The 20,031-nt window shown below is 32.1% G+C and carries 21 protein-coding genes; 4 read left to right on the top strand and 17 right to left on the bottom strand.

What is annotated here, in order from left to right:
- Positions 1-132: 132 nt before the first annotated feature.
- Both HNP35_RS02650 and rbfA read right to left on the bottom strand, forming a co-directional pair.
- Positions 133-1,332, bottom strand: a complete 1,200-nt coding sequence (locus HNP35_RS02650) for an ABC transporter permease (RefSeq protein ID WP_184158712.1) — start codon at positions 1,330-1,332, stop codon at positions 133-135.
- A 1-nt stretch (position 1,333) separates the two neighbouring features.
- Positions 1,334-1,726 (bottom strand): 30S ribosome-binding factor RbfA, encoded by a 393-nt coding sequence (gene rbfA, locus HNP35_RS02645; RefSeq protein WP_144216310.1) that lies wholly within the window; start codon positions 1,724-1,726, stop codon positions 1,334-1,336.
- 210 nt (positions 1,727-1,936) lie between these two features.
- On the opposite strand from rbfA, the gene HNP35_RS02640 reads away from it, so the two are divergent.
- The 4 genes from HNP35_RS02640 to HNP35_RS02625 all read left to right on the top strand — a co-directional run bounded on the left by HNP35_RS02640 (position 1,937) and on the right by HNP35_RS02625 (position 6,006).
- On the top strand, positions 1,937-2,356 hold the full coding sequence (locus HNP35_RS02640) for a CBS domain-containing protein (protein ID WP_184158724.1): 420 nt from the start codon (positions 1,937-1,939) through the stop codon (positions 2,354-2,356).
- A gap of 288 nt (positions 2,357-2,644) precedes the next feature.
- On the top strand, positions 2,645-4,081 hold the full coding sequence (locus HNP35_RS02635) for a circularly permuted type 2 ATP-grasp protein (protein WP_184158726.1): 1,437 nt from the start codon (positions 2,645-2,647) through the stop codon (positions 4,079-4,081).
- Positions 4,082-4,112: 31 nt separating this feature from the next.
- Positions 4,113-5,054 carry an alpha-E domain-containing protein gene (locus HNP35_RS02630; RefSeq protein ID WP_184158728.1) on the top strand — a complete coding sequence of 314 codons (942 nt, stop codon included), beginning with the start codon at positions 4,113-4,115 and terminating at the stop codon, positions 5,052-5,054.
- Positions 5,055-5,058: 4 nt separating this feature from the next.
- Positions 5,059-6,006 carry a transglutaminase family protein gene (locus tag HNP35_RS02625; RefSeq protein ID WP_184158730.1) on the top strand — a complete coding sequence of 316 codons (948 nt, stop codon included), beginning with the start codon at positions 5,059-5,061 and terminating at the stop codon, positions 6,004-6,006.
- 70 nt (positions 6,007-6,076) lie between these two features.
- Here the strand turns inward: HNP35_RS02625 and HNP35_RS02620 are convergent, their stop codons facing one another.
- The 15 genes from HNP35_RS02620 to HNP35_RS02550 form a co-directional block, all read right to left on the bottom strand.
- Positions 6,077-7,330, bottom strand: coding sequence for a murein hydrolase activator EnvC family protein (locus tag HNP35_RS02620; RefSeq protein ID WP_184158732.1), 1,254 nt, complete (start codon positions 7,328-7,330; stop codon positions 6,077-6,079).
- Between the two features lie 23 nt (positions 7,331-7,353).
- Positions 7,354-8,136: a DUF4292 domain-containing protein gene (locus HNP35_RS02615; RefSeq protein WP_184158734.1), complete on the bottom strand. Its 783-nt coding sequence runs from the start codon at positions 8,134-8,136 to the stop codon at positions 7,354-7,356.
- A gap of 7 nt (positions 8,137-8,143) precedes the next feature.
- The gene (locus HNP35_RS02610) at positions 8,144-9,496 is read right to left on the bottom strand and encodes a tetratricopeptide repeat protein (protein WP_184158736.1); all 1,353 of its coding nucleotides are present in this window, start codon (positions 9,494-9,496) and stop codon (positions 8,144-8,146) included.
- Between the two features lie 47 nt (positions 9,497-9,543).
- On the bottom strand, positions 9,544-10,560 hold the full coding sequence (locus HNP35_RS02605; protein ID WP_184158739.1) for a sugar phosphate nucleotidyltransferase: 1,017 nt from the start codon (positions 10,558-10,560) through the stop codon (positions 9,544-9,546).
- 83 nt (positions 10,561-10,643) lie between these two features.
- A complete protein-coding gene (gene dut, locus HNP35_RS02600) occupies positions 10,644-11,078 on the bottom strand; it encodes a dUTP diphosphatase (protein ID WP_184158741.1) in 435 nt (144 codons plus the stop codon).
- Positions 11,079-11,106: 28 nt separating this feature from the next.
- Positions 11,107-12,567: a lipopolysaccharide biosynthesis protein gene (locus HNP35_RS02595; RefSeq protein WP_184158743.1), complete on the bottom strand. Its 1,461-nt coding sequence runs from the start codon at positions 12,565-12,567 to the stop codon at positions 11,107-11,109.
- Positions 12,568-12,663: 96 nt separating this feature from the next.
- Positions 12,664-13,110, bottom strand: coding sequence for a GNAT family N-acetyltransferase (locus tag HNP35_RS02590; RefSeq protein ID WP_184158745.1), 447 nt, complete (start codon positions 13,108-13,110; stop codon positions 12,664-12,666).
- 570 nt (positions 13,111-13,680) lie between these two features.
- Complete coding sequence (gene atpG, locus HNP35_RS02585; protein WP_184158747.1) at positions 13,681-14,541, bottom strand: ATP synthase F1 subunit gamma; 861 nt, start codon at positions 14,539-14,541, stop codon at positions 13,681-13,683.
- A 90-nt stretch (positions 14,542-14,631) separates the two neighbouring features.
- Complete coding sequence (gene atpA, locus HNP35_RS02580) at positions 14,632-16,209, bottom strand: F0F1 ATP synthase subunit alpha (RefSeq protein ID WP_109191248.1); 1,578 nt, start codon at positions 16,207-16,209, stop codon at positions 14,632-14,634.
- Positions 16,210-16,247: 38 nt separating this feature from the next.
- A complete protein-coding gene (gene atpH / locus HNP35_RS02575) occupies positions 16,248-16,781 on the bottom strand; it encodes an ATP synthase F1 subunit delta (RefSeq protein ID WP_184158749.1) in 534 nt (177 codons plus the stop codon).
- 4 nt (positions 16,782-16,785) lie between these two features.
- A complete protein-coding gene (locus tag HNP35_RS02570; protein ID WP_184158751.1) occupies positions 16,786-17,286 on the bottom strand; it encodes a F0F1 ATP synthase subunit B in 501 nt (166 codons plus the stop codon).
- Positions 17,287-17,414: 128 nt separating this feature from the next.
- Entirely contained in the window at positions 17,415-17,606 is a 192-nt protein-coding gene (atpE, locus tag HNP35_RS02565) for an ATP synthase F0 subunit C (RefSeq protein WP_184158753.1), read from the bottom strand.
- 98 nt (positions 17,607-17,704) lie between these two features.
- Entirely contained in the window at positions 17,705-18,856 is a 1,152-nt protein-coding gene (atpB, locus tag HNP35_RS02560; protein ID WP_184158755.1) for a F0F1 ATP synthase subunit A, read from the bottom strand.
- 567 nt (positions 18,857-19,423) lie between these two features.
- Entirely contained in the window at positions 19,424-19,651 is a 228-nt protein-coding gene (locus tag HNP35_RS02555) for an AtpZ/AtpI family protein (protein WP_184158757.1), read from the bottom strand.
- Positions 19,632-20,030: a bactofilin family protein gene (locus HNP35_RS02550; protein WP_184158759.1), complete on the bottom strand. Its 399-nt coding sequence runs from the start codon at positions 20,028-20,030 to the stop codon at positions 19,632-19,634. The genes HNP35_RS02555 and HNP35_RS02550 overlap by 20 nt, the downstream gene beginning before the upstream one ends.
- Position 20,031: the final 1 nt, after the last annotated feature.

Genomic DNA, 20,031 nt, shown 5'->3' with positions numbered 1-20,031 from the left:
ATAAATCTGAACTTCAAAAGTAAAAACGTAAGTATCCTAATTATTTTAAAAAATAAAATAGGATTAGGCAGAAACAATCATATGCTGTAGTTATTTAAGGCGGTAAATATAAGTAATATTTTTTAGCAAAAATTAATCTAGCAATTTTTTACTAACTCGGCTGCTTGCTATTAAAGAAGCAACAAATCCTAAAGAAATAATCGTCGCCATAACAATCAGTACATTTTCCATTGTAAAAACAACCGGATATGCCAATGTCGGCGTGATCATAATCAACTCAAATTGTTGTTGCAAGATAACCAAGATTATTCCTAAAACAAGTCCAATTAATCCGCCAAGGACACTTAATAAAGTACCTTGAAGTAAAAATATTTTGCGAAGATGACTGATGTCTGTTCCCAGATTAAAAAGGGTTTTGAGATTTCCTTTTTTCTCTAAAATCATCATAATCAAAGCGCCAATTAAATTGAAAAGCGCTACGATAATCACTAAAGTAAAAATCAGATAAACTGCAATATTTTCTGTGTTGAGCATTTTATATAAAGACTCATTTAACTGCGCTCTATTCTTTAAAGTAATTTTATTTTTAAAGATTGAATTTAATTGAGATTTTATTGCATTTTCATCTGCGTTGGGTTTCGATTTAAATTCAATTCCAGAAATCTGATTGGGTTTATACATTAATAATTCTTGCGTTAAACCCAAATCTGCGAATACATATTTAGAATCCAAATCTTCGCTTATAGAATAAATTCCGACTGGTAAAACATCTGTTTTGTTAAATGCTTCTTCGGGATTTTCGATGGCACCTTTCCCTGGTTTGGGTGCAAAAATCTGAAGTGGATTTTCAAAATCCATAATTCCCAAAGAAAAATTCTGAGCTAAACCATAACCAATAACAACTTGAAATGTTTCTGGTTTTAGCCATTGTCCATTAAAAAGCTTCTTCCTGATATCGTTAACCGTGGCATAAGAACTATCAACTCCTTTTAAGTAAGTAACTTGTTGTTTGTCTTTAAACAAAAACAAAACCCGTTCTTCTATAATTTTAGTATACGAAGCAACACCATCAATTTTCTTGATTTGATTTTCTTGATCTGGTGTTATAAAAAAAGACTTTCCGTAGGTACTGGTCAATTTTAAATCTGGATCGATTTCATTTGTAAATGACAGACTAAAAACTTTTAATCCGCTAAAGACAGATAAAACCACAAACAAAGCCATCGTACCAACAATGATTCCCATGCTGGCAATTCGATTAATAATATTGATAGCATTGTTTTTACTGCTGCTAAAAATATAACGTTTGGCTATGTATAAAGGAAAATTCAAATTACGACTTTCTTCTCTTTTCTAAAAGGTCACGATTTTCTATTGGGTTTTCTTTTCCTGCAAGTGCATTGTCGATTTTCTCAATATAATCTAGAGAGTCATCTATAAAGAAAACTAGATTTGGAACACGACGCAACTGAAGACGTACACGTTGTGACAAATCATGTTTAATTAAAGTAGTATTTGTTTTAATTGCCTCTAAAGTTTCTTTGGCTTTTTCTTGTGGAAAAATACTTAAATATACTGTTGCCACAGATAAATCTGTAGTTACACTTACTTTGGATACTGAAATTACCAAATTAGTAATTCCGTTTTTTCTCACTTCACCTTGCAAGATGTCAACCAGATCTTTCTGGAGAACTCCACCTATTTTTTTCTGTCTATTTGTTTCCATACTGCAAAAATACTATTTTTAAATTCAATCGTAGCAATTTCAAACGAACTTGAATAGTAATTTTTATTGTTTGAAATCAAAATTAAATCTTCTTACTATAAACTATAACTACCTAAAATACTACTTATTCTTCTTTTTTGTACTGACAAAAATCATCTTATTAGTTTCATTTAATGCTCAAATTTGATATAAATCTAACACCATCAAATTATGAAAAAAAGAGAACCGATAAGTCACATTATGACAAAGAGCGTTATAACAGTAAATCAAAATGATGATTTAAAAAATGTTGTAGAGAAATTAAAAGCCAATTCTATCCGACATATTCCTGTAGTTAACGGAAAAGAAGTTGTTGGTATCATCAGCCGAACCGATATTAACCGTCTTACTTTTGGTGCGTTGTTTGATGGACAGGATGGAGCCGATGAAGCTATATTAGAAATGCTTACTATATCACAGGTTATGACTTCTAAACCCAAAACTGTTTCTTCAGATCTTATTATTAGAGATTTAGGTGAAATCTTTGTAAAAGAAGAATTTCATGCCACACCAGTTGTTGACAATGGAGAATTAAAAGGAATTGTCACGACAACAGATGTTTTAAAATATTTCTTAGAAGAAAATTATTAGTCAAAAAAAGGGAGCGTTTGCTCCCTTTTTTTTTGTGTCGATGATTCTTAACTCTAATTTTCGAATATAAAATCCGCGTAGAGCCATTTTTAGAATATCAAATTTTAAAAAAACCTAGCTCTAAAAAGTAAACTTTTCAAAATAGAAAGTCGAAAAAACGAATACTGCATAAATTAAAAAATTCACATCAATTTAAAGTTTTACTGAAAAATAATTTTATAAATTAGAACAAAAAATGTTTATTTTTTACTAAAAAGTCCATAATTCAATTTATTTAATAATTCGGATATGACAAAATTAGCACCTAGTTTAACGCACAGCGGATGGGATGAAATGTTTTCTAAAGAAGGTGTTCGCGATTCCTACAGTCAAGTTTTTAAAACTTTACAAAAGTTAAGTCATAAAAACTTAACCAACAAACAAAAACAAGCCTCAGATCTTTTTATGAACCAAGGTATTACGTTTACCGTTTATAGTGATGACACTAATGGTATTGAGCGTATTTTCCCTTTTGATATTATTCCCAGAATTATTACACAAAAAGACTGGCAAGAAGTTGAGTCTGGAATTAAGCAGCGTTTACTGGCTTTAAATTTATTTTTGGAAGATATCTATAACGAACAGAATATTGTAAAAGAAGGCATTATTCCTGCGGGATTAATTGCTTCATGCCCTCATTATATACAAGAAGTTCAGGGCATAAAAGTGCCTCACAATATTCATGTACATATTGCTGGTATCGATTTAATTCGTGGTGCAAAAGGTGAATTTTACGTTCTCGAAGATAATCTTCGATGTCCAAGCGGTGTTAGCTATATGTTGGAAAACAGAGAGATTACCAAACGTATTTTTCCAGATATGCTTTCTTCCAATCATGTTAGCATGGTGAGCAACTATCCTATGATTTTTCACAGTATTCTAGTTTCTCTTTCTCCTAGAAATGTGTCTAATCCTAATGTTGTTTTACTGACACCGGGCGTTTATAATTCTGCCTATTACGAACATACTTATTTGGCACGTCAAATGGGGATTCCTCTTGTTGAAGGCCGTGACTTAGTTGTAAACAATAGTAAGGTTTATATGAAAACAACTTCTGGCTTACAGCAAGTTGATGTAATTTATCGTCGCCTTGATGATGAATATCTTGATCCTTTGGTTTTTAAACCAGACAGTACGCTAGGTGTTCCTGGTTTAATAAGCGCTTACCGACAAGGAAATGTAGCACTTGTAAATGCTGTCGGAAATGGAGTTGCAGACGATAAAGCAATTTATGCTTATGTTCCAGATATGATTAAATATTATTTGAATCAGGAACCTATTCTAAAAAATGTTCCTACATATAGAATGGAAAATTTAGACGAACGAGAACTGGTTTTTGCTAATATGGAAAATATGGTCATTAAAGAAACCAATCAGAGTGGTGGTTACGGAATGATTATGGGAAATAAAGCGACTCAGGAAGAATTGGACAATGCAAAAATTGAAATTACCAAAACTCCAAGAAATTTTATTGCACAACCTATTATTCAGTTAAGTACCGTTCCGTGTCTGATTGACGGACAGCTTAAATTACGTCATGTCGATTTGCGCCCATATGCTTTATGTGGCCCAAAAGGAGTTCAAATTGTGCCGGGCGGATTAACACGTGTTGCTTTAACCGAAGGTTCTTTAGTTGTAAATTCATCTCAAGGTGGAGGCAGTAAAGATACTTGGATTATAAAATAAATAGATTTAATAACATTCAAAAAAAGTAATTATGCTTAGTAGAGTTGCAGACGGCATGTTTTGGCTTAACCGATACATGGAACGAACTGATGGAATGCTGCTTACTTTAAACACTTCCTATATTTTATCTTTTGACAAAGAAATTAGCGATTTTCAAGGTTACAGACCCCTTTTAGAATATTATACGAATTTATCTCAGGATAAAATTCATTCCATTCAATATGATAATACCTATGTTTTAAAATACATAATCTGCGATAATCAGAATGATAATTCGGTTAAAAACTTAGTGATAAAAGCTCGTGAAAATGCGCGAGGTTCGCAAGATAAAATTACTAAGGAGTTATGGGAACATATCAATTCGATGTATCATTATATGAATTCGCCAGATTTGCCCAAAAAACTTGAAACTACAGATGCGCTAAAAGTCATTACAAAACTCAATAAAGACTTATTGCTCTACAATGGAATTCTGCAAGTTACAATGCCTAGAGGTTTGGGCTGGTGTTTTTCGAGTATTGGTAAACATATCGAAAGATGTTTGCAAACTATTTCAATGACTCAGGCTTATTTTGCCCCAATAAATTACAATCTTGAAGGCGAAGAAGATTTGATTTATTGGAGAAGACTTTTATTGTCACTTTCAGGTTACGAACTGTATTTAAAAAGTTACAGTAACATTTCGCATAACAGAAAAGTGGTCCACCAGGTAATTTTCAACAAAGATTTTGCACATTCTGTAATTTATACTTTAGAATTAATAAATACGTATTTGGACAGTCTTTTTAAAGACAATGACATGAGCGAAGCCCGAACTTTAAAGAATCAGTTTGGTCGTTTGAAAAGTTATGTTGCTTTTACAGATTATCACCATTTAACAAATCAGGAACTGGAAGAAGTCTTGCGAAATACTAAAAATCAGCTTACGCAATTTTCAATAGATTTTTCAAAATTATTCTTTTCTTATACCTAAAAATATGGCGCTTTTCAAAATAGTTCACATTACTAAATACCAATATAATTACCCAATAAAAGAAAGTATCAACGAAATTCGAATTTTCCCACATCACTTTGAAAATCAGGAAGTATTACAATATCAAATTTTAATTACACATAATCCAGATGTTGATATTTCTGAAGATTATTATGGAAATCGTGTTGGAAACTTTAATGTCTTGGATGCACATACCGAAATGACAATCGAATCTCGAATGCTGGTTCGTGTAAATCACTCTCTAAAAATTCCAGAAATTGATTCGACTTCTGTAAAAGATATTGAAGAAGAAAAACAGAAAAGTATCATGCTACTGCGTCTTTGTTATCTCGATAAAATTGAAAAACAAAATGAAATTGAAGCCATTTTAAAGAAAATAAACATAGAAAATAAATCTATTATTGAAATTGGACAGCAATGTAATAATTATGTTTTTGAGAATTTTACTTACACCAAAGGCATTACTAATATAGAGACAACAGTCGATGAAATTCTAACTCATAAAAAAGGAGTCTGTCAAGATTTTGCTCATATTTTGCTACAGCTCTTAAGAACAGCAGGAATTCCTTCTAGATATGTAAGCGGTTACATCTGTCCAAATGAAAGTGGACTTCGTGGCGAAGGCGCAACACATGCTTGGGTCGAAATTTATACTCCAAATCAAGGCTGGTTGGGTTTAGATCCAACCAATAATATTTGGACAATGGATAATCATGTTCGTCTATCGGTCGGAAGAAATTTTGGCGACTGCACCCCTATTAAAGGAACTTTTAAAGGATTAGCAAGACAAACGCTTTCTGTTTGCGTTTCGATTGGTTACGAAGACGGGCGACAATTTGAAGAAATAAATGATGTTAAACTTCAAGAAGTCTCAGCTCGAGTTCAGGAACAATTAGATTATATGGATCATTTACAGCAACAGCAACAATGATTGAAATTCCAATATTCGAAATCTCAATTCCAAATTCCAATAAAAAAGGGAGCAAAATTGCTCCCTTTTTTTATCTGCTTTGTAACCATCCTTCCGGATTGTTATTTGATGTGTTTTGCATAATCAGGAATTTAATAATTGTTTTTCCTGTATCTCCACTCGTTCTAACTCGTCCAATGTTTTGTTTGATTGTAACCTTATCACCTTGACTAACCGAAACAGAACTTAAATTTTGGTATACGGTAAAATAATCTCCATGCTGAATTACAACTGCCTTATTTACTGGAGATAAAACAATAACTTTAGAAACTTCGCCAGCAAATACAGCTCTTGCATTAGCACCGTCTTCAGTAGTAATTTCAACACCTGAATTGTGAACTGTAATTGAAGGGTGCAGTGGGTGTGGCTGATCTCCATATCCAAGAGAAATAAATCCTTTTTCTACTGGCCAAGGTAATCTTCCTCTGTTGGCTTTAAAATCGGCAGCTAAAACTTTATCTTCTGGTGTCATTACAATTTTAGAAGAAGAAACTGGAGCTTTAGCTTCGCTAGAACCTGGATTTGCTTTTGCTCTTTCTGCTGCTGCCTTTCTATTGGCTTCGGCAATTGCTTCACGAATTAAACGATCAATTTGTCTATCAATTCTTTTTGATTCGCTTTGTTTTGATCGAATATCAGCTGCAATTTTATTTTTATCTTTTTTAAGTGAATTAACCAATTTTTGCTGTTCTTTTTTCTCAGCTTCAAGTGTAACTTTTTCTTTTTGGTTTTCAGCAATGATTTTCTTTTTTACCTGTCTTTGTCCATCCAGTTTTGCATTAAAATCGACTAATTGAGCTGTTTTTGACTGAATTTCAAGACCTTGGTTTTTTCTAAAAGCGGTATACTGTTTCAAATACTGAGCTCTTTTATAAGCTTGTAAAAAACTTTCTGAAGATAGAATAAACATCGCACGGCTTTGTTCAGAACGACTTTTGTATGATTTCAGAATCATTTCAGCATAATCTTCTTTTAGAACTTTTAATTCTTTTTTAAGCTTATTTACCTGGACCTGATTAATATACATGTCATTACTAATCAGCTTTTCTTGTTTGGCTGTAGTATTGATTAATTTCTCTTTAAGTCTAATTTTATTCGCCTGAATTAAATATTCATTTACAGCAGATTTCTCTTTTTTTCGAACAGACTGAAGCATTTTTTCATTGTCTCTAATTTCCTGTTGAATTTGAGCTTTACGCTGTTCCAGTTTTTCTTGCTGTGAATCCTGCGCCCACGCAAAAGTTGTGGCACATATTAAAACTAGACTTAGGAGAAATTTTGGCATGTTTCTATTTTTATTTTGCAAATTTACTGAATTGTAACTTTTTTATAGCCACTTGGAACGCTATAAGGAAAAGAAAGTTCTTCATTAAATGAAATATTGTTATAATTTAAATTAATATTCGTTTTGCCCTTTGGCTGAACTGCATTTATTTCAATACTAGTTGGCAATGTTCCTTGATTGAAAACTTTACTATCTGAATAATTAATCTGTAGATTTCTATTTTCAGATGGCTGTGCAATTTCTTCTTTTTGAATCAAATATTTTTCTCCGTCTAAGAAAAAAGTCTTTTTTATATTAGCATCCTTTTCTTCATCTAATCTAAAAAGATTATCTACAATTGTCTGTGTATATTTTCCTTTTCTTAAATCGTCAAATGCTTCACCAACCAATAGGTTCTGAACTTTGCTATAATCCAATTCTGTTCCTAACCATTTGCTTAAACTTGTAAAATCTCCCTCGTAATAAGTTCCATTTATTTTTTCGTAGTAACTTACTGCAGAAGGCGTTATCAAAGCTTTTGCCATTGTAATTCCCAAGAAACGTACGCTTATTAAAATCTGTTTATCTTTCTCAATTCTAATTTCAGCCGTAACATTTTGACTTTGTTTTTCATCTACATATTTTGCACTTGCTTTTATGTATAAAGTAGAAAAATCTAACTTATTCTCATAATGCTTTTCTACCACTTTTTTGTCTTCTTTCGGAGCAACTGCTTGGCTTGTATTATTTCCTTGTACTGCAACTGCCTTCGATTTACAAGAAATTACGGCAATAGACAGCAATAGTACTGATATATATTTTTTCATTTGAATTCTATTTTTTCTTTTTTAATAATTCATTTGCCTTCAAAAAGTATTCCTCTTTTTTCTTAGCATCCCCCAATCCATTATATGCTTCTCCCAATTGAATATTAAAATTTGCCTCCAATTTTGTATCATCTACAACATAATCAAGGCCCATTTCTAAAACGGTTTTTGCATTTTTAAACTGTTTTATTTGATTATTTCCTAAACCTGCATAATAGTAAAACTGCGCCTGACTCGGATAAACTTCAATCAACATCATCGCTCTTTTTGTCATTAGATCGTATTGTTTAACTTGAGAATACGCTTCTAATAATAACATATTAGTTTCAAGATCTGTATCCGAATTTGCTTTTAAATCTTTTTCATAATATTTAATAGCATTTTCGAACTGACCTTTGCTGTGGTAAAATTTTCCAATTTCCTTTGCAACATCAACTTCTTTATCATTATCAAAATAAGAAATTGCTTTTTCTAAATCTGCTGAATACTGTGGATTTTTATTGACAAAAATCAAAAATTCATTCAAAGTTCTATGTTTAATTTTTGAATCAATTTTTGAGCTTGCTAAAATTACATTCATCGATTTTATTGCCTTGTCTGCTTGATTGGCATCTAAATACGTTTTAAACAAACTTACTTGAGCCCACTCAGAATTTGGAATTTCTTTTGCTAATTGTTTGGCTACTTCTAAAGATTTCTCGTTTTCATTATTTTTTGAATACAAGAGAATTAAACTCAAATAATTAGATTCTTCTTTCGGATCTTTCTTAATTTGCTGAATCAGATTATCAATTTCTGCATTTTGATATTTTCCTTGCGAAAGAATCTGTGCTTTATAAATTTCACGATCGGATGATTTTCCGAATTTATCATTCATTTCGTTTATCGCAATTAATGCTTTGTCGTACTGATTAGTAATCATATATAAAGAGATTAAATCATCTTTATATTCTTCGTCAAAAACAATAATTTTCTGAATGATTTCGATTGCTAACGCGTAGTTTTTTGTCTCATAACTTACATCGTAAATTCCGAGCCAAAACCACTTATTTTTAGGGTCAAGCTGCGTTGCTTTTTCAAAAGCATTTTGCGCATTTTGATACTGTTTTAATGCAAAATAGTTTTTACCTAATTCAAAATAAGCGACTGCATCATTGGGTTTTAGTTTGATACATTTCTCCAATGACACAATTGCTTTATCGTAATTTTCAATCCCTTTTTGTTTTAATGATTCATAAAATGAGTCTTGATATTCGTCTGTTGCCATAGCAATATCTTCGGGTTCTGTCTGAGCAAAAGCCGAAAATGAAGCGCTAAAAAAAGCAAAAAACAAAACTGTAAAAACTCTTTTTTTAATCATTTGAAAAAATACATTTAAACAAAAACGAAACTTTCTTCTTTTTTATTTTATTCTAAAACAGCGTAATCACCAATACTAATGCTCGTAAATTTACCATCATAGCTTACGTGATTTCCAATCATTGCATTATCTAAATCAGCATTTTTGATTTGAGAATAGGTTTGAATCAAACTGTTTTTAATTGTACTATCTGTTACATGGCATCCGTTTCCTAGAGAAACATTTGGACCAATAGTAGTATTTTTCAAAACAACATTTTCTCCAATATAACAAGGAGGAATAATTGTTGAATTTTCCAATTTTACACCGTAATCTACTAAATGTTCTCCATCATTATGAAGAAAACCTAGCATTCTTGTATTGGTTTCAACAGTAACATCTTTGTTTCCGCAATCCATCCATTCGTCAACACTTCCGGTTTTAAAAACTTTTCCGTTTGCCATCATTGCTTTAATACCGTCATTAATCTGGTATTCTCCACCGTTCTGAATATTATTATCCAAAACATTCTGAAGCTCATTTCTTAAAACTCCAACTTCCTTAAAATAATAAATTCCGATAACCGCTAAATCACTTACAAATTCTTTTGGTTTTTCAACCAATTCTATAATTTCATTATTTTGGTTTAGTTTTACAACTCCAAAAGCCTCTGGTTGTTCTACTTGTTTTACCCAAATTACAGCGTCCGCTTCTGGATCTAATTCAAAGTCGGCTCTAATCAAAGTATCCGCGTAAGCAATTACAGCTGGTCCAGAAAGAGAATCTTTAGCACACATAATTGCATGTCCAGTTCCTAAAGGCTGATCTTGGCGATAAATAGAAGCTTTAGCTCCTAATCCTTTAGCTAAATCTTCTAAGCTTTTTACAACATCATCTCCAAAAAAAGCTTCATCTCCTAAAATAAAAGCTACTTCTTCAATTGGTTCTTTTAATATTTTGGCAATATCTTCAACTAAACGGTGTACTATAGATTTTCCCGCAACAGGAATTAATGGTTTTGGAACAGTTAAAGTATGAGGCCTCAATCTCGATCCACGGCCTGCCATTGGCACAATTATTTTCATTCTTTATTTGATTTATAAGAAGATTTGAAAAAATCTCCATTGGGTTTGGTCTCTCTTTTTTTTGTTTCTGTTTACTACAGAAATTATTTTACTCCAGTGCTTCCGAATCCGCCTTCACCTCTTGATGTTTCAGAAAGTGTTTCAACTTCAATCCATTCTGCTCTTTCGTGTTTTGCAATAATCAACTGTGCAATTCTCTCACCATTTTCGATTACAAAATCGTCATTAGATAAATTTACTAAAATTACACCAATTTCTCCTCTGTAATCTGCATCAATAGTTCCAGGCGAATTTAAAACTGTAACGCCTTTTTTTGCAGCAAGGCCACTTCTTGGTCTTACTTGCGCTTCGTAACCAATTGGCAATTCTATAAAAAGGCCTGTTTTTACAATCGCTCTTTCTAAAGGTTTTAACGTAATTGTTTCTGAAATATTGGCGCGTAAATCCATTCCTGCCGAAGCAACTGTCTCGTAGTTTGGTAATTCGTGCTGAGATTTATTGATTATCTGTATTTTCATTTTTTAAATATAATTTTTTAAGCTTGTCTTATTTTCTTTTCATTATTCCTTTTATAGTATCTTTTTCAAAATGATAAACCAAATACATAAAGGCTAAAAGAAGCGGAATTCCAACATAATATTTTTCTCTAAATCCGTAAAACGAAATGATTGAAAACAATATAGAAACTCCTAAATAAGCACCAATTTTATTCATGTCATAAGGAATTGGATAGTATTTATTTCCTAAAACATAAGAAATAAGCATCATACTTCCGTAAGCCGAAATAGTTGCAATTGCTGAACCATAATAACTATACTTTGGAATTAAAAGATAATTTAAAACCAACGTTACAATAGCACCAACTATAGAAATGTAAGCGCCAATTTTTGTTTTATCGGTTAGTTTATACCAAACCGATAAGTTATTATAGATTCCAAGAAAGAAATTCGCTAAAATAATTAACGGCACTACTTTCATTGCTTCCCAATACGATTTGTTGTCTAATAAAAGGTATTTCAAAACATCGGCAAAAACTATTACCCCTAATAAAATCAAAGATCCTAGAATCACAAAATATTTCGTAATAACGGCATACGTCTGCGGAGCATTTTCATTTTTAGCATGGCTGAAAAAGAAAGGTTCGATTCCTAATCTAAAAGCTGTTGCAAAAAGAACCATAAATAATCCTAATTTATAACATGCAGAATAAGCTCCAACTTCAGACTTGGCTAAGTTTTCTGGTAGCAAATAACCTAATAAGATTTTATCGAAATGTTCATTTACTGCAAAAGCTAATCCGGCTACCAAAATAGGAAGTCCGTATTTCATCATTCTTCTCCAAAGTTCTGGATCGAATTTTCGTCCAAGCGAAAGATAATTTGGAGAAAGAACTATAAATGTCGCCAAACTTGCCAAAAGATTAGCAATGAAAATATAAGCGATTTGAAAGTTTTCTACATATAAATTATCCCAAACAGAACCTGGATTTGATGCCGCCAAAGTAGGCAGATACATCAAAAAGAAAATATTTAGCAAAAGATTTATAACCACATTTCCAATTTTGATTGCCGCGTAAACCATTGGTCTTTGATTGGCTCTTAATTTAGAAAACGGAATTAAAACTAATGCGTCTAAGACTAAAATCCAAACTGTATACGTAATGTATTGAACGTCTACCTCTGCAAGATTGGCTAGGGTATTTCTAAAAATTAGAGCGACAAAAAGAAATATAATTGAAGTCCAAAATATAGAAATTGTCGAAGTTGCGATTACATTTTTCTTATCATCTTCGGCACTGTAAAATCTAAAAAATGCAGTTTCCATTCCGTACGAAAGTACCACGTTGAAGAAAACCATCCAAGACAATACAATTGAAACTTCTCCATACTCTGCGGTTGGTAAAATTCCTGTATATAATCTCACTAATAAAAAACTCAGCATTCTAGGTAAAACAGTCGCTAGACCATAAATTGCTGTTTGCTTAAATAGATTTTTATATAATCCCAAAATATAATTCTAATAATGTTTGTAAGACAAAAATAACCATTTCTTTTGTTTAATAATGCTTTTGTCTGTGCAATAAAGAAAAGTTCTCTTTGTTTTTTAATGAGTCATTTTTGTTTCGTCTAGGATTTTTACGAAATGAAATCCTTTTGGTGCATATCCTTGATTGTAATAAAATCGATGCGCTCCAAAATTTCCTGTAAAAGCATCTAAAACAATACTACTACAATCTAATTCTAGTGCTTTTTTTTCGACATAATCTGTAAGCAATTTTCCAATCCCTTTAGAACGATACTCCGGATTTACAACAAAATTATCTATTTCTAGATATTTCCCTGTCCACAATTTTGTTGCCGACCAGCAGCCTGTAAGTCCTAAACAAACATCATTTTCAAAAACAGCTATTTGAGTGTAATTGTGAGGAAGCATTTCAGAAAGAAAAGATTCATACTTTTCTAAAGTTATGTTGGGATATAGAAACCTAATTGTTTCTATTTCGGCCAACATTTCAGTGATAGTCGTTAGTTCTTTTATAAGTAGATCCATTGAATTGTACTTTAATATAATCAAAAATAATTAATTTGTTAGTTAATAGTTATATAATTAAAAATCAAAGACATGTGAAATATATAAATTAGACATGAAAATTATGTAACTTTTTTTAGACAGTCTTTTCCTAAATTTGTTTCACAGGGATTGAGAAAGCTAAATACAACCCTTATAAAAAAGGAAGCACTGGGACTGATAAAGCTTGTTTGTTCCCATAAAAGACAAAGCATAAGGGATTGATTCAGCTGTATTGTAACCCTAATAAAAACAGAGCACTGGGACTAATAAAGCTTGTTTGTTCCCATAAAAGACAAAGCAAAAGGGATTGATTCTGCTGAAATGTAACCCTCAAAAAAACAGAGCATTGGGATTAATAAAGCTAGTTTGTTCCCATGAAAGACAAAGCACACAGAGTTATCTGTCTATTTTTATAAAATGGTAGTGATTCTCAACTTTTGAATAAATTTGAGAATCACCATTTTATAAAATTATTTTTAAAAAAGAAAACTTCCAATAAATAAAAAGCCAGCAAATGCTGGCTTTTTATTTTATATATAATGGAATTGATTATCCATTTAAAGCTTCTGCTCCACCAACAATTTCCAAAATCTCACTTGTAATCGCAGCTTGACGCGCTTTGTTGTAAGTTAATTTCAATTGGTTTCTTAATTCAGTAGCATTATCTGTTGCTTTGTGCATAGCAGTCATACGTGCTCCATGCTCAGAAGCAAATGAATCACGGATACCTTTATACAATTGTGTTTTTAAAGACTTCGGAATTAAAGTCAAAACAATTTCTTCTTTTGAAGGTTCAAAAATATAATCTCCAGCAGAAACATTTTTATCAGAATTGATAGGAGCTAACGGTAAAAATTGCTCTACTTGAACAATCTGAGTCGCTGCATTTTTAAATTGATTGTAAACCAACTCAATTCTATCATATTCGCCAGATAAAAATTTCTCCGTCAAATTATCTGCAATTCCAGCAACATTTTCAAAAGTTAAATGATCAAAAATTGCATTATGATGACCGTGAACTTTATGAGTTTTGCTTAAAGCATCATTTCCTTTTTTACCAATAGCAAAAACATCAACTTGCTTTCCTGCGTAAAACTCAGTACGGTTTTTAATCTCTTTAATAATATTTGAATTGAAAGCACCACATAAACCTCTGTTTGAAGTTATAGCTACTAACAATACTTTTTTTACTTCACGTTGTGTAGTGTAATCTCCTCCCACTTCACCTTCAAGTGTAGCAGAAAGATTTTGCAATAACTCCGTTAATTTCTCGGCATAAGGACGCATTGCAGTGATTGCATCTTGTGCTTTCTTAAGCTTTGCAGCAGAAACCATTTTCATAGCCGATGTAATCTGCATCGTCGATGAAACGGAAGTAATTCTATTACGGATTTCCTTTAAATTTGCCATCTATTAATTAGAAAATGTGACAATTTGAAAATTAGATAATTAGAACAATGTTAAACCATTTTCTAATTATCTAATCAACGAATTATCTAATTAGTTATATTTTGCTGAGATTTCTTTTGCTGCTTTTTCGATAACATCTGTAATAGCGTCATCTAATTTACCAGCTTTCAACGCATTAAGCGTATCTTTATGTTTACTGTTTAAGTAAGCTAAGAAATCAGCTTCAAATTCTTTTACTTTTTCTACAGGAACGTTTCTTAATAAGTTTTTAGAACCAGCGTAGATAATAGCAACTTGGTTTTCAACTGTATAAGGATCATTTAAACCTTGTTTCAAGATTTCAACGTTTCTTTTTCCTTTTTCGATTACGTTTAAAGTAACAGAATCTAAGTCAGAACCAAATTTAGCGAAAGCTTCTAATTCACGGAATTGAGCTTGATCTAATTTTAAAGTTCCAGAAACTTTCTTCATAGATTTAATTTGAGCATTACCTCCAACACGAGATACAGAGATACCTACGTTAATTGCAGGACGAACCCCAGAGTTGAACAAATCTCCATCAAGGAAAATCTGACCATCTGTAATAGAGATTACGTTTGTTGGGATATATGCAGAAACGTCACCAGCTTGAGTTTCGATAATTGGTAAAGCAGTTAATGAACCACCACCTTTTACGATAGATTTGATAGAATCTGGTAAGTCGTTCATGTTTTTAGCGATACCATCATCAGCGATTACTTTACAAGCACGCTCTAATAAACGAGAGTGTAAGTAGAAAACGTCTCCAGGGTAAGCCTCACGTCCCGGTGGTCTTCTTAATAAAAGAGAAACCTCACGGTAAGCAACAGCTTGTTTAGATAAATCATCATAAACGATAAGAGCTGGACGACCAGAATCTCTAAAGTACTCTCCAATTGCAGCACCAGCGAATGGAGCATAAACTTGCATTGGAGCTGGATCAGAAGCATTAGCTGCAACGATAACTGTATAAGCCATTGCACCTTTTTCTTCCAACATTTTAGCGATTCCTGCTACAGTTGAAGCTTTTTGTCCAATTGCAACATATATACAGAATACAGGTTTTCCTGCATCGTAAAATTCTTTTTGATTTAAGATTGTATCGATACAAACAGTTGATTTACCTGTTTGACGGTCACCGATTACAAGCTCACGTTGTCCACGACCAACTGGGATCATAGCATCTACTGCTTTTACTCCTGTTTGTAATGGTTCAGTTACTGGCTGACGGAAGATAACTCCAGGTGCTTTTCTTTCCAAAGGCATTTCGTATAAATCTCCACCGATTGGTCCTTTTCCATCAATTGGAAAACCAAGAGTGTTAACAACACGTCCTACCATTTGCTCACCTACTTTAAGAGAAGCAATACGTTGAGTTCTTTTTGCAGTAGATCCTTCTTTAAGTCCAGTAGATGGTCCTAAAAGTACAACTCCAACATTATCTTCTTCAAGATTCAATACGATACCTTCCATACCGTTATCAAATTCTACTAACTCTCCATATTGTACATTAGATAGCCCGTAAACACGAGCAATACCGTCTCCAACTTGAAGTACTGTTCCTACTTCCTCTAGCGTAGCACCAGATTCAAAACCTTCTACTTGCTTTCTTAATATTGCTGAAATTTCAGCAGGTTTGATTTCCGCCATCTTAATTTATAATTTAGACACTTTTTGTGTTATAAAAACTAATTACTTAACTCTCTTTTTAATACTTGTAATCTGTTTGCAACAGAAGCATTGTATTGCTTGTCACCTATTCTCAAAATAAATCCACCGATAATTGCTGGATCTACTATATTTTCAATTGTAATTTTTTTATCAGATAAAGTCGCGATTTTTGCCAAAACTTTAGCTTCTAAAGCTGCATCCATTGGAATTGCAGTTGTAACTTTTGCTACTTCAACACCATTGCTTTCATCATATACTTTACTATATTCTACTGCAATAGCATTTAAAATCTCAAATCTTTTGTTTTCGAATAATAATTGAAATAACCCTTTAGTTACACCATTTACATTTGCGAAAACTTCTAAAAGAGCACTTTGCTTAACTTCAACAGTTGTTGTTGGGTTTTCAATAAACGTACTCAATTCTACATTAGTCTCAATTGCATTTGCAATTGATTTCATATCGTTATTTACAGCTTCGGCAACACCTTTAGAGTTTGCTAAGTCCAAAATTGCTTTTGCATAACGAATTGCTGCTCTTGTACTTGCCATAGTCTTAGTTTAACTTTACGTCACCTAACATTTTCTCAACTAATTTAGTTTGAGATTCTTTGTTAGATAATTCTTCTTTCAATAATTTTTCAGCAATGCTTAATGATAAAGTTGAAACTTGAGATTTCAATTCTGCCATAGCAGCATTTTTTTCGCTTTCGATAGCAGCTTTAGCTTGTTCGATCATTTTTTGACCTTGAGCTTGAGCTTCGTTTTTAGAATCAGCAATCATTTTCTCTTTCATTTCGCGAGCTTCTTTTAACATAGCATCACGTTCTGCACGAGCTTCATTCAAAATTCTTTGATTATCAGCTTGTAAATTTTGCATTTCTTGTCTTGCGTTTTCAGCAGAAAGTAATGCATCTTTAATTCCTTGCTCTCTATCGTTTACTGCATCAAGGATTGGTTTCCAAGCAAATTTTTTCAACAAGAAAATTAATCCAACAAATATTAATACTTGCCAAAAGAACAAACCGAACTCGAACTGATTTATTAACTTTTCCATTATATAGAATTATAAATTTTAAATTATATCTTTTTAAATTCTCGTAAAGAGCAATTTTATTTTTAATGTTTTAATTTTAAAACAATAGTTACAACCAACCGTTGCAACTATTGTTCTTTGTGTTTTAATTAAGCAGCGAATAACGCAGCGAAACCAATACCTTCGATAAGTGCAGCAGCGATAAGCATAGCTGTTTGGATTTTTCCTGAAGCTTCTGGTTGACGAGCAATAGCGTCCATTGCAGAACCACCAATTTTACCAATACCTAAAGCAGCTCCGATTACGATTAATCCAGCTCCGATGTAATTTAAACCGTTCATATGTATATATTAAAAATTAAACATTCAATTTGATTTTAGATTTTTGAATGTAGATTTTGATTGTTATAAATCTGAAATCTAAATTCTGAAATCTAATATTAATGGTGCCCCTCCTCTTCGTGGTGGTGCTCTTCTACTGCTGAACCAAAATAAAGTGCAGACAGCATTGTAAAAATATAGGCTTGTAAAAATGCTACTAGAATTTCTAGTATAGAAAGTACAAATGATAATCCGAAAGATAATGAACTTCCAATCCAGCTTTTAAAGATAAACATTAAACCGATGATACTCATTAATACGATGTGACCTGCAAAAATGTTTGCGTACAAACGAATCATTAATGAAAATGGTTTAATAAAAACTCCTAATAATTCAATTGGTGCCAAAATAATTCTCATTGGTTTTGGAACTCCTGGCATCCAGAAAATGTGCCCCCAATAATTTTTATTTGCTGAAATATTTGTTATTAAGAATGTAAGGATTGCTAAAGAGAATGTAACTGTAAAGTTTCCTGTAGCATTAATTCCTAGTGGAGTTAATCCGAAAATATTTAAAAACAATACAAAGAAAAATATAGTTAACAGATAACTCATGTATTTCTTATAATGTTTTTCGCCAATGTTTGGAATCGCAACATCGTCACGAATAAAAAGTACTAAAGGTTCGAAAATTCTACCAACTCCAGAAGCAATTCCTCCGTTTTTAGCATATGATTTTGCTAAACTTGTAAATAACCAAAACATTAATAAAGCGGCAACCATAATAGAAAGTACCGTTTTTGTAATTGAGAAGTCTAACGGACGAACATTTGTTGGGTGACCTGTTTTTTCATCTTCAGTAATTGTACCCTTAGCATCTGTTCTGTAGATTTTTCCATCATGATGATTAATCACATAAAAATTTCCATTTGACTCAGCTACTTCGTGTCCGTGGTGAAATTTAGAAGAAGAAAAAATGTGTAAACCATTATCCCAAAGAATTACTGGTAATGGGAAACCATAATATTTACCTGTCTCATCATCTTGCGTTAATGTAAAATCATGAGAGTCTAAAACGTGATGACCAATAAATGCTTTAATCTTAGATTTAACATCTGTTGGCTCTGCATGATGACCTTCTGCAGCACCTTCATGGGCTACTTCAGTTTGAACATGTGCAGAGTCTTTTTCAGTATTTGAAAAACTCATTAGTGGAAGACAAGCTACTAAAGCTGCAAGAATAAATCTGAGTGGTTTGTTTGAAATCACCATATCTGTGGAAAATCTTATTTTTTACGTTTCTAAAATTTGGTGCAAAGGTACATTTTTTATTAATATTCAAAAGGATATGAAAAATTATTTTTAAACCTTGTTTTAAAGAATTGTTATTTTAACGCTTTTCATTTAATAATCGGGCAGTTAAAAGCGTCTGAAATAACAAAAACAGAAGAAATGTTATAAAAAAATTAGTTTTTTCAACAGAGCCATTAGAAATGTTGCTTGATAAAATCGGTCGCAAAAATCCATAGTAAACAAACATTTGAACAAATGTTCCCAACATAAAGAACATTCCAATACTATCAAACTTGTCTTTTACAAATCTTAGGGTGAGTATTAATAATAAGGTAGAAAATAGTAGAAAAATTAGATATAAGATTTCTAAGCTGTAAATAAAGTTCTGGTCGTTAACTTTAAAAATAAAAAAAGCTCCTTTATGTAATATATAGGAAGAAAAAGCGAGAATAATTAAATGAAGAACAAGTTTGTATTTCTTTAAAAACATCTTGAATATTTTTTTGCAAAGATGCAATATTATTTAAAGCCGTTTTTAAACTTTATTTACTTTGTTTTATTAATCTCATTTACCTGACGAATAACATTGTATAGTGCTAATGCAACGCCAACCATAACCAAGATCTTGTTATAGTAAACTTTTTCGCTTGGATGGTTTTCATCCAACCAAGTCCCGAGATAAGAGAACAAAAATATGATAACACCCATTTGAATGGGAATATTAATGAGTGCTATCCATTTATTTCCTCTATTTCTATTCGGTTCCTTTTCCATCTTCTAACATTATTACCTGATTAGAATGGGCAAGCATGGTGCAGGTTGCAGTGAAGTCTGCTCCTGGTTCTATTGATAATTTTCCAACAGCTACTTCTCCATGAATTTGAGCAGTTGATTTTATATTTAAAATTTCAAGAACTTTTATTTTTCCGTGAAATTCTCCTTCTATATCGGCATTGTTACAGATTATTTCTCCCTTTACAGATCCTTTGGCGCCAATTACAATTTTGCCTTGTGAAGTAAAATTTCCAATCAATTCTCCGTCTAGTCTAAAATCAGCCTTAGAAACAATGTCTCCTATTATTGATGTTCCTTCTACTATTCGGTTTGTTTTTCCTAATTGTTCAGTTCCGTTTTTTTTTACTTTTTCAAACATG

Origin of the sequence: Flavobacterium notoginsengisoli (assembly GCF_014207905.1) — a bacterium.
GTDB classification, from domain to species: Bacteria; Bacteroidota; Bacteroidia; order Flavobacteriales; family Flavobacteriaceae; genus Flavobacterium; species Flavobacterium notoginsengisoli_A.
Note: the sequence above shows the minus strand (reverse complement) of the source record. Positions and strands in the feature narration are given on the sequence as shown.